This window comes from Bartonella heixiaziensis (genome assembly GCF_046245125.2).
Lineage (GTDB): Bacteria > Pseudomonadota > Alphaproteobacteria > Rhizobiales > Rhizobiaceae > Bartonella > Bartonella heixiaziensis.
The window spans coordinates 1,681,009-1,696,599 of the sequence record NZ_CP176404.1; the positions used below are offsets into that span (position 1 = coordinate 1,681,009).

Annotated in this window: 7 protein-coding genes and 1 pseudogene; 3 read left to right on the forward strand and 5 right to left on the reverse strand. The window is 42.6% G+C overall.

Annotated elements, in window-relative coordinates; translation table 11 throughout:
* Positions 1 to 49: 49 nt before the first annotated feature.
* The 5 genes from ACKC4Y_RS07350 to ACKC4Y_RS07370 all read right to left on the reverse strand — a co-directional run bounded on the left by ACKC4Y_RS07350 (position 50) and on the right by ACKC4Y_RS07370 (position 12,057).
* Entirely contained in the window at positions 50 to 619 is a 570-nt protein-coding gene (locus ACKC4Y_RS07350; protein WP_409361100.1) for an SMI1/KNR4 family protein, read from the reverse strand.
* Positions 620 to 745: 126 nt separating this feature from the next.
* On the reverse strand, positions 746 to 1,210 hold the full coding sequence (locus ACKC4Y_RS07355; protein ID WP_252619452.1) for an SMI1/KNR4 family protein: 465 nt from the start codon (positions 1,208 to 1,210) through the stop codon (positions 746 to 748).
* The gene (locus ACKC4Y_RS07360) at positions 1,207 to 1,677 is read right to left on the reverse strand and encodes an SMI1/KNR4 family protein (RefSeq protein WP_252615157.1); all 471 of its coding nucleotides are present in this window, start codon (positions 1,675 to 1,677) and stop codon (positions 1,207 to 1,209) included. The genes ACKC4Y_RS07355 and ACKC4Y_RS07360 overlap by 4 nt, the downstream gene beginning before the upstream one ends.
* Positions 1,674 to 10,205: a two-partner secretion domain-containing protein gene (locus tag ACKC4Y_RS07365; protein ID WP_409361101.1), complete on the reverse strand. Its 8,532-nt coding sequence runs from the start codon at positions 10,203 to 10,205 to the stop codon at positions 1,674 to 1,676. The genes ACKC4Y_RS07360 and ACKC4Y_RS07365 overlap by 4 nt, the downstream gene beginning before the upstream one ends.
* A gap of 91 nt (positions 10,206 to 10,296) precedes the next feature.
* Positions 10,297 to 12,057: a ShlB/FhaC/HecB family hemolysin secretion/activation protein gene (locus tag ACKC4Y_RS07370; protein WP_409361102.1), complete on the reverse strand. Its 1,761-nt coding sequence runs from the start codon at positions 12,055 to 12,057 to the stop codon at positions 10,297 to 10,299.
* Positions 12,058 to 12,484: 427 nt separating this feature from the next.
* Between ACKC4Y_RS07370 and ACKC4Y_RS07375 the strand changes: the two are divergent.
* The 3 genes and pseudogenes from ACKC4Y_RS07375 to ACKC4Y_RS07385 all read left to right on the forward strand — a co-directional run.
* Positions 12,485 to 13,173 (forward strand): annotated as a pseudogene (locus ACKC4Y_RS07375) (type ISP restriction/modification enzyme); the annotation flags it as partial.
* A gap of 940 nt (positions 13,174 to 14,113) precedes the next feature.
* Positions 14,114 to 14,935 carry a hypothetical protein gene (locus tag ACKC4Y_RS07380; protein ID WP_409361103.1) on the forward strand — a complete coding sequence of 274 codons (822 nt, stop codon included), beginning with the start codon at positions 14,114 to 14,116 and terminating at the stop codon, positions 14,933 to 14,935.
* An 83-nt stretch (positions 14,936 to 15,018) separates the two neighbouring features.
* A complete protein-coding gene (locus ACKC4Y_RS07385) occupies positions 15,019 to 15,495 on the forward strand; it encodes a hypothetical protein (RefSeq protein ID WP_409361104.1) in 477 nt (158 codons plus the stop codon).
* Positions 15,496 to 15,591 lie beyond the last annotated feature (96 nt).

Here is a 15,591-nt window from a genome sequence, read left to right on the forward strand (position 1 = left end):
AACCTCAAAACTTGCGTTATAAACGCTCCATATTTCCTCACTATCAATTTCACCTTTTCCATAGTTTTTTCCAAAAGCTCTTGTAAAAAGGGATAGGTTGCGGAGTGGGAGTGTTCTCAATCTTTTCAATTGGTTGATCACCATCAGGTATCTCAACTCCCACGCTTTCTTTAATTCTTTTGCAAAGGAATTCATAGAAGTTACTTGCGTAATACTCTGAATCTCCAGATGCAATTTCAACATAGAGTGGGCATTCACCATCCCGAAACTGAGAATAATCAAAATAAAATGACTCATCCAAATCATTTGTACAAACGACAAGCTGTTGTGGTTTTGCTAAACCATTTTTTATATCTGTTAAGTGATTGTAAACAATATCATCACTACGTGCAATCTCAAAGTCTATAAGATAAACGCTCATTATTTCTTCATAACCAATTTCTCCTCCTCCGTAATTTTTTAAAAAACTCTTGTAGGAAGTTGTAAACTGCAAACCGAGAGTTTTCTCTGCTTTTTCAATTAGTACATCATCAACTCCATCATCAGCAGTACCAAAATTAATACGATCATTATATTTCTCAACTAATTTTGTGACATCAGCTAAAGTGTAAGTTTTCATAGATGATCCCCCCCTAAAACTATTCATTATAAATTACAATTCACTTCTATAATAGAAATGTTTGCACTCTTAAAAACAAGAAAGGAATGGCGATTCAGCAAAATGAAACTGCCATATTAAAAGACATTATTCTAAATTATCGATAATTCTTTTACATAAAAATTCATAAAAATTACCTGCGTAATACTCGGAATCTCCAGATGGAATTCTGATATAGAGTGGGCACTCACCATCCTGAAACTGAGAATAATCAAAGTAAAGTATCTCACCAAAATCATTTTTACTGACGACAAGCTGCTGTGGTTTTGCTAAACCATTTTTTATATCGTTCAAGTTACGGTAAACAATATCATCACTACGTGCAATCTCAAAATTTGTATTATAAACGCTAAATACTTCCTCACCACAAATTTCTCCTCTTCCGTAATTTTTCAAAAAACTCTTGTAAGAAGATGTGAATTGCAGTTCGAGAATTTTCTCAGCCTTTTCAATTAACACATCATTAACAGCATTGTCTGCAGTACCAAAATTGACACTATCACTATATTTATTAACTAATTGTGCAACATCAGATAAAGTGTAAGTTTTCATAAATCTTCCCCTGCGTGCTCTTTAATTCTTTTACAGAGAAATTCATAAAAATTACTTGCGTAATACTGGGGATCGCTAGGTGGAAACTTAAGATAGAGCGGACACTCTCCATCTCGAAACTGAGTATAATCAAAGTAAAAGGTTTCACCAAAATCAGTTCTACTCACAACAAGCTGTTCTGGTTTTGCTAAACCATTTTTTATATCTGTTAAGTGATAATAAACAATATCACCAGCAGGAATACCTACATAATCCCCATAAATGCTAAATATTTCTTCACAACCAATTTCTCCTCCTCCATAATTTTTCAAAAAATCTTTATAAGAAGTTGTGAACTGTAAGCCGAGACTTTCCTCAGCTTTCTTTATCCATATATCATCAGGCGCATCCTCTGCAGTGCCAAAATCGATAACATCCTGATATTTATCAACTAATTGTGCAACATCAGCTAAAGTATAAATTTTCATAGTTTATTCTCCTTGTTTTTTAGCTTCATCTTTTCTTCTATAATCTTAGCGCGTTCCTTCCAATATTTGGGTCTCCACCTATCAAAAATGTCTCTATCAATACCCGATCCCATTGTATTAGGATTAATATGAATAACAGAATGATGTTCATTATGAAACTTATTAGTAACTTCTGCTATGGGGCCATCATGTGTTTGCAGCATATGATGCAATTCAACAGGTTTATTATCGAAGCCTAGAGGTGCTTTTCCTTTTTTCATCCTCTCAATATTGGTACCCCATACTTTTTTCCCTCCTTGTCTCCAAGAAACAATCTGGTTAGGATCAAACAGATCATCTCTCTGATAGACTTTGTTTGTCTGAGTGATTTTTTCTCCCTTGTAAGTCATTTCAAACTCAACCTCAATGGGAGCCGCTGACCAGAATTTTCTTTCCTGACCCAAATATTGAGTTGCAACAATTTCATCACTCATCTTTCCAATTGATTGAGCGATTTCCTCTCCTGTCTTAACAGCTGTTGTTTCAGTTTTAGCAGCGAATTTGATGAGATCTTTTTCTACAAGCGTGCCCGCAAGCTTTACGCCTCCCTTGGCTATTGCAGCAACACCGTCAGTAGCCACTATAGAACCCACTTCATAAGCCATTTTTCCTGCTGCTTCACCTGCCATTTCGCCAGATTCAACACCAGCACTGAAAGCTCCATCCCTCCCTTTCTCCATTGTTTCATGTATGTGATCTGTATGCCCTCTAAAGGAATCCTTTATGTGATCTATACGCCCTCTAAAGGAATCCTTAACACCTCCCCAGAATTGACCAACTCCTTCCCAGAGTTGACCTGCACCTTCCCAGACATCATCAAATATATGCCCACTCGTGACCCAAGCTTTTGCTGTTCCAACGCCTTGAAGGGCATTTTGATAGATCTCATCAACTGAACTGTTTCCTATTGCCGATCCTAATTCTTTAACGTCATGAACTGTCGCATATATTCCGTTTCCTATTGCCGATCCTAATTCTTTAACGTCATGAGCTGTCTCAGATATTCCGTTTCCTATTGCTTTTACGGCACCAACAATCGTACCCTTCGCAAGACCTATCTCAAAAATCCTATCTTGCTCTTCACTAATCTCGAACCATTTTTCGTTAACCTCTCTTCGACACTGATCATCAGGGCACTCTTCTAACTCTTTCTTCTTCTGAGCGCGTTGTGCACTACTCAAAAAGTTATTTGCAGCGGCATTACCAGCGGCATCGGCGCCGGCATCAACATTGCCACCGGCAAGGGCAGCGGCAACGCCCCCAGCAGCCCGTGCGACATCAATGGTGTGGTCTCTAAAGTCAGCAAACTGCGCATCAATCTTTGCGTTTATACGCGCTTCCTCTTCCGGAGTTGGGGTGCGACCGTTTAGATCCCCCATTTCCTCTTTCACAATGCCTTGCACCCACAATTTAAACTGGAGCATGGCTGTGGCTTCACCCACAGCCCCGCCGATAGCACCGGCAGAGCAAGCACCACTCGCAACCGCGCCTTTTAAGCAGCCAAGACCGGCGTGGGCAACGATCTGTGTGACCGTATCTATTTTGCCTTCAGCCTTGGCGGTACCGATTTCTTCTGCCAACGATTTGCCAACCGTATCAGACAGGGCGATGCGCAGATTGTTAAAAAAGTTCTTGTCAAGAGAGCCACCCTCAAGAGCCGTTTGCACGCCTGTGCCAATGGCGGCTTTGATCAGGTTCTTTTCCGCTTCAAGGGCGATACGATCGACAAAAGGAGCGGTTTTTGGCAAAGATTGTCCAACACCAACCATTTCCGTTATTTGGCTGGTTAAGCCTGCTGTCAACATCGACGAAACAATGCTGAGAATATTCTTGGAAGAGCCAAGCTCATGCAAGGCGCCGGCAATATTGCCGCGATTATTGACAAGAGCCACAGCGCTTTTGTTAATCAGCGCTTGGACACCTGCCTGTATCGCTGCATTCATGGCGGTGCTAGAGCCAAGCCCCAAAGCACCGGTAATGGCACTGGCAGCGCCCGAGGCTGCTCCGCCTGTAACCGCCGTGACAGCCAATGCCACGAGAGCCGCACCGGCTTCTGTCAGCCCTTGGGCTTTATAATCCCAATCTTTAAATTCAGCCTTTACTGCTTGCCAATCCACTTGCTTGGATAATTCTGGATCATCACGCAGTTGCTTGATCCATGCCAAGCCTGGAGAGTGTGACAATTGCTCAAGGGATTTGTCTAAATCACCGGTTGCCTGATATTCGACAACAAAGCCATTGCCTGCATCAAGCTTCATGCCACCCTTAGCATCTATGGTGACATGCTCGATGGTCTCCTTAAGGTAACCTTCGTCACCCTCACTCCACCACACAAGGTTTTCATTACGCTGATAAACATCCTTAAAATCTTGATCCTTGTTGGTCAGAAACTTGATCTTCCCCTTATCTGATGCCAAATGCATCTCGCCACCACTTGATAGCCCTGCCGCACCAAGTGTGAGATCCCCATTTTGCGCATGCATGGAGAGGTCTTTGCTAAACTCCACCGTGCTTTTGTTTGTGGTAACTTCAGTTGATTGTTGACGAAACTTATTCTTTTGTTTCGATTTGTCGCCTTCTTTGCCCCTAAGATCCAAGTCAAAACTGTTAACGTCTTGCACCGAAGTCAGCGTGAAAGCACCACCACTGGTGAGATTCCCATTACCTTCTCCTTTTACCTTAACCCCATCCATGATGAGGTCGTCGTTCGTAACAACGTTAAGATCATCCCCACTGTTGACTTCTGCCAAACGGTGCTCTCTGCTTTGGGCGTTATAATGCCCTTTTTCCAATGTCTGTGCATGTTCACTTTCTAGCGCCAATGCACTAAACGTGGCAGAACCACCGATAATCATCGTCATCGGACCGCCGCTGGTGAATTCCCCACCCTCTGCGCCAAGATCACCAAGGGATTGGATGTTTAATTCATGATTAGAGAGAATTTGTCCCTTCTGCCCAGCTCGATCACCAAAACCATATGCATTCGTGTCACGGATTTTAGCGGTGCTATTGACAATCGTATCACCCGTCATGGCAACCGTATCACCATGAATAACACCGGAATAATTGGCTAAAAGACCGTTACTGGTGAGTTCTACAGCACCGGTACCAAGCAAAAACCCACCATTATTGAACAAAGTTTGCGTGGTCGAAACGTGCAGTGCATCATCACTTACCACAGCACCGCTATTGGTAAGACGGTCCGCATTCAAGGTGACGCCATTGCCTTTCAAACGTGCACTGGCAAGATTTTCTTGCTGCGTTTTTGCCCCATAAACATCTTGTGCTAAAGAAGAATTTGGTGCCAAATAAACGTGGGGCACTAAGACCTCTTGTCCGTCGACAAGGTGGGTCTCAAGCCAGATCATATCCTTTTTGATCCCAGCAATCTGCTGAGGCGTTAAGGGCTTGCCTAGCACTAACCCCAAGGGACCTTGCTGCTCCACAGCATTGTCATAGAGCCTTTGCATTTGAGCATTGGGATCTTCAACATCAAGAAGAGTGCGATTGCCTGTCAGCTCAAAGATTTGCTCACCCACCAGACGATATTCAAAATAAGCATCGCCCAATCTTTTAAACACGTGCTCAGGCTTATAATTGCCAATCTTTTTTAAATAATAGTCCGATCCTAAAAATTTACTTGGGTTGATAAAGTCCTGTCGCGTCTCGATTAAAAACGGCACATCCGGTGATTGGCTGCCAGCCAACTCTGTCTTGACAGAGTTAAGCCCATCTTGCGTTGGCACCTGTATGGATTCTGGTGCGGGTGTTTGGATACTCGGTGCAAAAAGCCCTTTGTGCCCTTTCAAACCATTGATAATACCGTCCAATCGATCATTGCTAATCAGTGGTTTGGAACCGTCAAAATCGGGTGTTTGTCCCCCAGCCAAACCTTGATCGCCAGAGCTATAGCTGATCGACGGTTTAAAACCATCAACGTCAGTATTTTTAACGCCAGTCAAGCCTTTATTGCCAGAGCTTAAACCAATTTGACCGGCTCCATCACGCACTGCATGATTGTCAAGAGTGTCTGTAACCTTGACATCAAGAGTGCCACCAGCTTCAATCGTGCCGTAAACAGCATCATAAGTGCGTTTGGTTATTACAGGATTATCAACATATTCCCATGTGTCTGTATCTCCTAATTGAATAAGCCCTGCACCCAAAATATCACCAGATGTAGTTTCGATATGTGTTGTCGTCTCAATCTTGGTTGTTTCGGTTAAATCACGCCCCTCATTGAGCAGCGTATCGCCATGCATCACAATGTTGCCATTGGCAGCAATTAAGCTATAGCTATTACGGATATCGCCGGCATGAACCGTGAGATGACGCCCTGCTAAAATCTGGGCAGCATTACTGGTAAAATGAGGCTGCTGCTGACTAACCGTCGTTGTAACTCTGGTAGTTGTGGTAGTTGTATCAACAAAAAGCCACCCATCTGTTTCGGTATGTGATGTTTCATGGACATTGCGATTAACCACTTTATCGGTAACTTCAACCCCACCTTCGCGCACATTGGTAAGCGCTGAGACATCGAAGGTCATATCGCCGGATACGGCTTCTAAAAGCCCTGAGCTGTTGATCACATGACCAGCTCGCTCTCCACTTAAACCACGGATGATGAGATTGTCTTCAGCAATGACGTCGGCAAACTTATTGATAAAATCCCCATCTAAGGAGAAAATGGCAGATTTCTTGGCATAAATCAGCCCGCTATTGCTCATATCAGCGCTCACATTGAGCGCAACCCCATCACCACTTGAACCAATACTGCCGGCATTGTCCAAAACATCTGCGGTTAAAACAAAAGCGCCACCACTTTTGAGAACTCCGTCTTCACCATTTAAAACCAGAGCAGCTTGCCCCAATGACGGATCATGGCTTTCTGCTATAAGCGTAAAGCTGTCACTGGCTAAAAGCTGACCTGAATTGGCTAAAGATCCAAGCTTCGCATCAACAACACCGCCCACCATGATACCGGAATTGCTTAAAACACCATGGCTGTTGAGAGTAAGTACTCCGCCTTGCGCTTCCACAAGCCCAGCTTGGTTAAGGGTGTCTGCCTTCAGCGTTACATCATAGGCGGCAACCTTGCTTGGTTCGCCCAGCGTCAAGGTGCCATCGGTTGAGAGCTCTATCCGCTCTTGCGCAACAATGCGCCCCGTTTGGTTTAGAGTGTTTTGCGCACGCAAAGCAATAACGCCATTGCTTGCAAGCATACCGCTATTGGTTAAATCACCGTAACTTTCGAGAGTAAGTTCCTCACCTTGCGCTTCTATAAGCCCAGCTTGATTAAGGGTGCCTGCCTTCAGCGCCACATCATAGCCACCAACTTGGCTTGTCTCACCCAGTGTCAAGGTGCCATCAGTTGAGAGCTCTATCCGCTCTTGCGCAACGATGCGCCCCGTTTGGTTCAGAGTGTTTTGCGCATTCACAGTGATTGCGCCATTGCTTGCTATCGTACCACTATTGGTTAAATCACCGTGGCTTTCGAGAGTAAGCTCCTCACCTTGCGCCTCTATAAGCCCAGCTTGGGTGAGTGTGCCTGCCTTCAGCGCCACATCATAGCCACCAACTTGGCTTGTCTCACCCAGTGTTAAGGTGCCATCAGTTGAGAGCTCTATCCGCTTTTGCGAAACAATGCGCCCCGTTTGGTTCAGAGTGTTTTGCGCACGCACAGTGATTGCGCCATTGCTTGCTATCATACCACTATTGGTTAAATCACCGTGGCTTTCGAGAGTAAGCTCCTCACCTTGCGCCTCTATAAGCCCAGCTTGGGCGAGTGTGCCTGCCTTCAGCGTTACATCATAGCCACCAACTTGGCTTGTCTCACCCAGTGTTAAGGTGCCATCGGTTGAGAGTTCTATCCGCTTTTGCGAAACAATGCGCCCCGTTTGATTTAGAGTGTTTTGCGCATTCACAGTGATTGCGCCATTGCTTGCTATCGTACCACTATTGGTTAAATCACCATGGCTGGTCAGTTGAAGGTCACCACGCTCAATCTCTATGTGCCCTGCTTGGATCACACTATCAGCAACAATATTAACTGCCCCTTGCGTAGAAATGAGACCATCAACATTCTCGAAACTACCCACATCAATGCGCAAACCATCCCGCGCTAAAACATGCGCACCTTCATCATGTGTAGCGTTTTGTTGATCTGAATTTGTCGCTTCAGCGCTTTTATTGACAAAAGACGTTGCAACAATCTTCATCTCACCGGCTAAAGCACTGAGAAGACCAGCCTCATTATTTATATGACCAGCACGTGTCTCTTTCAGCCCACCAATGCTGAGAGCCTCTTCAGCAATAATTCTGCCCTGTGTGTTGGTCAGATTACCATCACTGAATAGATCCATAGATTTTTTGGCGTAAATCAGCCCACTATTGCTGACATTCCCTGCCACATTGAGGGCAACGCTCTCACCACTAGAGCCAAGCACACCGGCATTGTCTAATCGCCCTGCGATCAAAACCAAAACGCCGCCACTTTGAAGAACCCCTTCGGATGTATTCTCAAGAAAAGCTTGTTGCGGATCGACGCCTTCTTGTGCGTTTACCATCAAATGCAAATCATCGGTTGCAATAAACGTCCCTTGATTGGTAAATGCACCAATATGAGCATCGACACTCTCACCACGCATTGTGCCGCTATTGATAACCCCATCACGCACTTGAAGGGTTAATGCTCCCTCTTGGGCTTCCACAGTCCCTGCTTGGATTAAAGCATCAGCACTTAAAACCACATCATAACTTAAAATCGTGCTCTCTTGACCGGTTGTGAGCATGCCCCCCGCTGTCAATGCAACCTGCTGCATACTGACAATATCACCAGTATGATTGAGAGCACCATGGGCATCCAGCGTTATCTCCCCATTGGACAACACAGAGCCTTCTTGGATCAGGGCACCGTGATGCGCATAAAGGTCAATTTTTTGCTCTGCCACTAAGCGCGCACGTGATGTAAGCTCTGCTGCTTCCACCAAAAGAGAGCCGCCGGCGCTATAATGTCCAGCGCCTACAGTGAGCGCATCATCGGCGCTCAAGACAATATTCCCCTTGGCACCAATATGGTTGTTTAAAGCGGTGATTTGATTGGTTTCAATGATCAGATCGCCAAGGGAAGAAACCCCTGTTTGATCATTGTCTTGCATGCGGCTTAGATCAATTGTTGCTGCTTGGATCTTTAAAAGATCACCGGCGGCTATCCGCCCATTCCCCGCCTCAAGCTTTGCTGCCTGTAAGTGCAAAGAACCCGTCGCTGACTGTTGACCATCACTTCCAATACCGCTTGCTATAAGAGCATGAGACTGGAGCTTGATCACATCGGCGCGCACATCAACAGCACCGCTTGCCGCAACGCGAGCTTTCTCAGCCAGTTCAACATGTTTCAAAGCCTTCAGTTCAACCGCTTCTTCTGAAAAAAGAAGATCTTTCACATGCACACTGTCGTGGTGGGAGTGAGCCTTCACTACTCCTTTGGCACGTGCTTTGGCAATCACCAGCTTGCCATCACTTGTCAATCTCATGGCGCCTGCATTGGCAACCATGTCTCCGCGCATCTTAACGCCGGCGCCTTTATCATTGGCAATCACGCGGATCTGCCCCGCATACATTCCACCAAACTCACTGGAATCAATCGCCAATTCTGGCTCTTTGCCATCAGAACCAAGAGAAGTTGCTTCGCGTTTGTCATAATCAAAATGATTGTGACCAGCGATAACAGCCAAATCTCCTTTGACCTGTATGGGACCCCCGACACTGATCTTGCGCGAAACAAGATCAAAAATATCTAATGCACTCCCATCAGCCCCACGAGCGCCTATGGTGATATCACCACCCTCAACACGCAATCCACTCAAAGCCCCATCGGCTCCAATAATCGGTTGTCCGGTTGATAAAGTCACCCGTGGAGTATTAATAAAGCCACAACCGTTACAGGTAATCCCATTGGGGTTGGCGATAATAACATCCGCCATATGCCCGTGGACTTCGCTCACGCCTTCAAGACGCGAGCGATTGGCACTTACTACTTCATTGAGGATAACCTTTGCCGCACCGCTATAACGCAAATTGCCGTTGCCTGGCACCAATCCCCCAAGCTGTGAACGCGAAACCTCCTCAGTCGAATTGTTCAAAATCACGCCATGGGTATCAACATTGAAATTGTCATATTTGTTATGAGAAAGACCCTGTCCATTGGGGCGAACAATATCAATCAGCGGCACATCATTGCCGGCTTTCCCCACCGTGGGGCGGAAAACAGAGCCAACCCCGTCAGCTGCTTTAATCCCTTGGCTCTCTTGTGCAACAGGACTTCGCGCTCCAAGCGCTTGTGCTTGCAACAACAAAGGCTGAAAAGCTAAGCAAAAACTTAAAACCAGTGAAAGCCCTTTATGGATCCCTCGCTGCAAAACACAAAGAACGCGCTGCCCTCGCTTGTATCCATATCCCAATCTATGCTTTTGATTTTTCAATCCCCGCATCTTCAGCTCCTCATAAAATTCTTTATCTCTTTAAAAAAAACAACCCATATGGGTGTAAACAGCGCAGCGATATTTTTACCGCCCCTTTGCTCTAAAATCTCAATAATGCCCGCACTTGAAATAACCCTGTCGCATTTCCCTTTTCTCGCACTGTTGATTGGGTTAAAATATTCGAATAAGACACATCAACATCCGTAATGTCTCCGGTTGCATGGAAACCCAGAGTTGCCCCAACGAGACACCCGCCAAAACTGTTTTTGCTTACATCATTGGCCACGGCTCCCAGATCAAGCGCCATATAAGGGGCAAATTGGCTCATAAAATTACGCCCCATTCTCGAAGAAAAACCTGGCAACAACAGCGACAATTCATTGCGCCAAAACACCCCATTATTGCCATAATAAATCGCCTCACGCACTCCGCGCACAGAGGAACTGCCACCAAGCGATATTTGCTCTGAACTAAACAACGTGTCGGGTGATAATTGTCCTGAAAACAGTGTGTTATAGCGAAAATTATACTGGTGAAGCGAAAAAGGACGCACGTAGCCTAGAGAAAAAGACAATTTGGAAAATTGCCCTTTGGGTGAATTTTTTGTTGCATTCTCTTGCTCTTTATCGTCATAAGCGCCAAGAATTGCCAAACCCTTATGAAACCCTATATGCGCGCTTAACTCTCCTCCAAGCCACTTGCGCGAATGATCAAGCTCAAAGGTTGCAATAGCCAATTTACGGCTGGAAACATCAACTCGACTGCCCATAATAAAATTATCAGAATATTTCCATGTCAACCGTCCCGTAACCCACGTCTTTCCCTCTTGATCACGATCAATAACCCGTGAAATCCATGGTGTCAGCGATAAAGACTTCCCCGCAGTCATAATATCGGAAAATATCCCCTTAACACTTGAATGATATTGGCTCCACGTCCCATCAAAACCTGTTGTCCAAGTGCCATAGGGAAGAGAAAATGATCCCGTTAGAGTATCACTATTGGGACGCTTATGAGAAAAATGATACGGACTACCATCCATAGAACGCTGATAGCTAAACGACCATTGATCATTGATCCCTAACAGATCATCAAAAGAAAGGCTCAAGCGCGTTTGATAAATTCCTGTTGCTTTAGCGCCAAGATTATCGCTGGAAAGCGTAATAAGCCAAGGTTTCTGTTTTTCAATATGAACATCGAGTATTGAACCACCCGAATTGCTCCCCGCACCAAGATTAATGGTGGCTTGGCGTGAGAAAAGCCGATTGATTTGATCAAGCCCTTGCTCTATCTGGCGCAGATTGGTCGGCTTCCCAATAAGGTTTGGAAAAGCCGTGGTGATTTCTCCTTGAAGTCTCCTCTCAACTTTATGCCCATCAAGGGTAATATCTTCCATCACACCTTCAACAACAACAATCTTGAGATGACCGCCGCTTAAATCTTGCTCAGGCAAATAAGCCCGCACCGCAATATAGCCGCGCTTCATATAAAGCTTGGTCACCGCTTTGAGCACTTTGTTGATTTCGGCAATCCCCAAACACCGTCCTTCCCAAAGAGAAATGGCTTCATGAAGGTCGGTGTGAGAAATCAACTGAGCACCAACAAATTCAATGCTTTTGATCAGCAAACAGGTTGTACCAGACGAAGCACCATAGGGAGATGGGGTATCATCATCTGGCAAAAAGACCCCATGTGTTTCGTTTCTACGGTGTAATTGCTGAAAACGCTGTTCTTGCGTTTGTTGTCGTTGGATGCTCTCTGATTGATTAATCGCTTTCTCACGAATGTTTTCGGCAAAACTCGGCAACGAGAAAAGGCACAAAAAAGCCGCAAAAACAAAAGTAAAAAAAAATCTATGCATTCATTGTGCCCTCAAAGTGAGCAACAAAATGAACCATATCGTCAGCGTCACAGAAAAAATCGCCAACCGCGTAACAATTTTTTAATTTTTTGATGAGAATAATACTTCTAGAATCTAAGAGAAAAGCATAGACTGTACTGTATACACCTGCTTTATTGATTGTGCAAACCATATCATTTCCCCCGCTTTTGAAGATTTTACAATGGCACTGTTAAATGACAATCATACACTCTATATGCTTCTTAATTTTAAGGTGTTGCATGTAATATAATCTTGGGCTTCAAGTAAAGGCCGTTATTCATAGAATAGACCAAATTTATTGGAACTGTTACATATTAGAGACAACAAGAAACACTCCATTATTATCGCTTGATAAGAAAAATAGCATGACAATAGCTTATTACTAAAATAAGAAAAAAAGAAAATGCGTAATGCCATAACTGATGAAGGATTAGCGCATTTTAAAACTGCTTATCCTAATGAAAAAAACACTAAAGATGATCTGTTTTATTATGTTTACGGTCTTTTGCATTCAGAAGATTATCGCACTCGTTATGCTGATAACCTCTCTAAAGAATTGCCTCGTCTTCTTTATATAAAAACTGCTAAGGATTTTGGAAATTTGTAACAGCAGGGCATGAATTGGGTCATTTGTACGTAAACTATGAAACTGTAGAACCTTATCCTGAGACCTTTAAAAAGGGTAATCCAAAATTAACTGACATCTCTAATCCCGAAAAGTTTTATTATGTGACTGAAATGAAATTCGCAAAAGCAGTTAAAGAAAATGGAAAATCTGATAAAGATAAAACCACTGTTGATAAAGATAAAACCACTGTTATTTACAATAGCAATATCACAATAACAGATATCCCTCTTGAAGCTTATGAGTATATCGTAAATGGTAGACCCGCTCTTGAATGGGTTATGGGGCGTCAATGTGTAAAGACTGATAAAAAGAGTGGTATTGTGAATGATGCCAATCGTTATGCTGTTGAAACCATTGGCAACCCTGCCTATCCTCTAGAGTTGTTTCAAAGGGTTATTACAGTAAGTCTAGAAACAATGAAAATTGTTAAGAACTTACCAAAATTAGAACTAAGAGAAACTGAATAAGCTTATTAAAGCATGCTCACATGATAGGCATATTAACCTCACAAGAGAGGGGGTATAAGGTCTTATACCTATAGGTTCTATATCCCCTTTATAAACTGCGTACATACAATCTTTAAAAGGAGTGTTTATATGCGTTATTCTAAAAAGAAATCATTTGCACTTTTAAATACTCTTATTTGGATTGCTTTTAAAAAACTATATCGTAATCTAAAATGATAAATGTATACTTTTCGAAAGCTCTGTTTAAAGAGAGTTCGATAATCTCTATAATTATCAGTCTCTCTTTAGATGTTTTATAACAAATAAATCACATTATCATCTTTATCATTTCTCTTATGAAAATGAAAAATGATGCGGTAGCTATAAAGAAGATAACAGCTATAAAAGGCTGTTAAATTGCAAATGCGTTATAAAGGAAATTAACAGAAATCTTAAAAACCATTTAGTAAAAAAACTGATAGGTTATAAAGATAAAAACACGCATGATGAGAGCGTTTCTAAATATTATAAATGTATAGATTCAGAAAATACGCAATCGTTTAATGAAGCCTATAATATAGCTTTAAAAACACATAAATATAAAAGAAGCAATTGATAAGAACATGATAAATATTTACACATAATGAATTTAAAAAACATAAAAAATATCAAAAGAGACAAAATATTATTTGACAATAAATACGTATTTTATTATATAAATGATCAAGTGCTGAAAACACTTAAACATCAAGCGGGTAGATTACGAAACAATCTTTCCCATATCAAAAAACTGACTATCTTTTATGCTGTGATTAGCATATATGAGAATTTTGTCGGGTGTGGTCATGCTATACAAAACCCTATGGGGAAGGCATGCCGACGGACTTGATGCCGTGTTTTCAACACCCGGCGCCTTTATAGGTTGTCAATTGAAAACAATATTAACATCAAGGTTTTAATTATGAAAAATATCTCAAAAATCCCCCCCGTTATCTCTTCCATTGCAAATGAAACCGCCCCTGTTAATCAACAACAGCCTGCAAAAAAATACGAATTTACCAATGAAAAATTCACTTTTGATGGTCTTACTTTACACCGCATTCGTGCTCTAAGAGATTTTGATGATGTTAAGGCGGGAGACCTCGGCGGTTTTATTGAAAATGAAAGTAACTTATCCCATGATGGCAATTGCTGGGTCTATGATAATGCCGCGGTTCTTTTCAATGCAACTGTTTATGAAAATGCTAAAATCTATAATGATGCGAAAATCTTTAGAGGTGCCAAGGTGTATGGTAATGCTATCGTCAATGGCAAGGCATTGGTTTTTGATACAACCGCTCATATTTATGATAATGCAAAAATTCATGATAACGCTAAGGTCTGTGGGCATGTTTATGGTAATGCCGTAATTAGTGATAATGCTACTATTTCTAATGGTGCCAAGGTTTATGACAATGCCCGTGCCTATGTTTGTGGCTATATTTTTGGCAATGCCCGTGTGTATGGCAAGTCACGCATTTATGTCTGGGCGCGGGTTTATGATAATGCCCATGTTTTTTGTAATGCTTGGATTAAGGATTATTCAAGTATCTATGGTCATGCCAAGGTTTCTGGCTCAGCTCGTGTTGGTTGCTTTGTAAGAATTTATGATCATGCCAAGGTCTATGGCAAATCAAATATTGATCATCATGTGCAAATTTATGGCAATGCTGTTGTGAATAGCCGTGCAAAAATTCGTAATGATATCTGTGATGATAATCAGTCACTAAAAGACGCTGCTTAAATAACGCGTGGGCGCGGTGGGGGCGCCCTCCTTTAAACATCTCATTTAAAAATTTAAATCTCTTTATTAAAGGAATTGTGCTCATGCAAAAGAAATTTGCACTCACAAATGAAACGCGTGTATTTGGTAATCATACCCTTTATCGCATTAAAGCATTAAAAGACTTTGCTGATGTTAAGGCTGATGATTTAGGTGGCTTTATTGAAAAGGAAGATAACCTCTCTCATGAGGGAAATTGCTGGGTGTATGATGATGCTCTTGTGTTTAAAAATGGTCACGTTTATGAAAATGCAAAGGTTTTTGGCAATGCTATCGTTGCTGGCTATGTCTATGGTAATGCTCATGTGTATGGCAAGGCTATTATTTATGATAATGCCTATGTTTATGACAATGCTAGGGTTTATGAAAACGCTCGTATAGCAAATAATGTACATGTTTGTGAAAATGCCAATATTCATGGCATTGCTGTTATTCGTGAAAATGTCGGCGGGTCTACTAAAATAAAAAACTATACTGAACGTCTCTCTCCTTATGGTGAATTAGAGATTGTCTGGGTCTAATCAATAAAGCAGTGTAAATGAAAGTGCAGGCGCAGCGGGGGCGCCCTTCTTTAAACATCTCATTTAAAAATTTAGCAAATGTTTATCACATTAGAT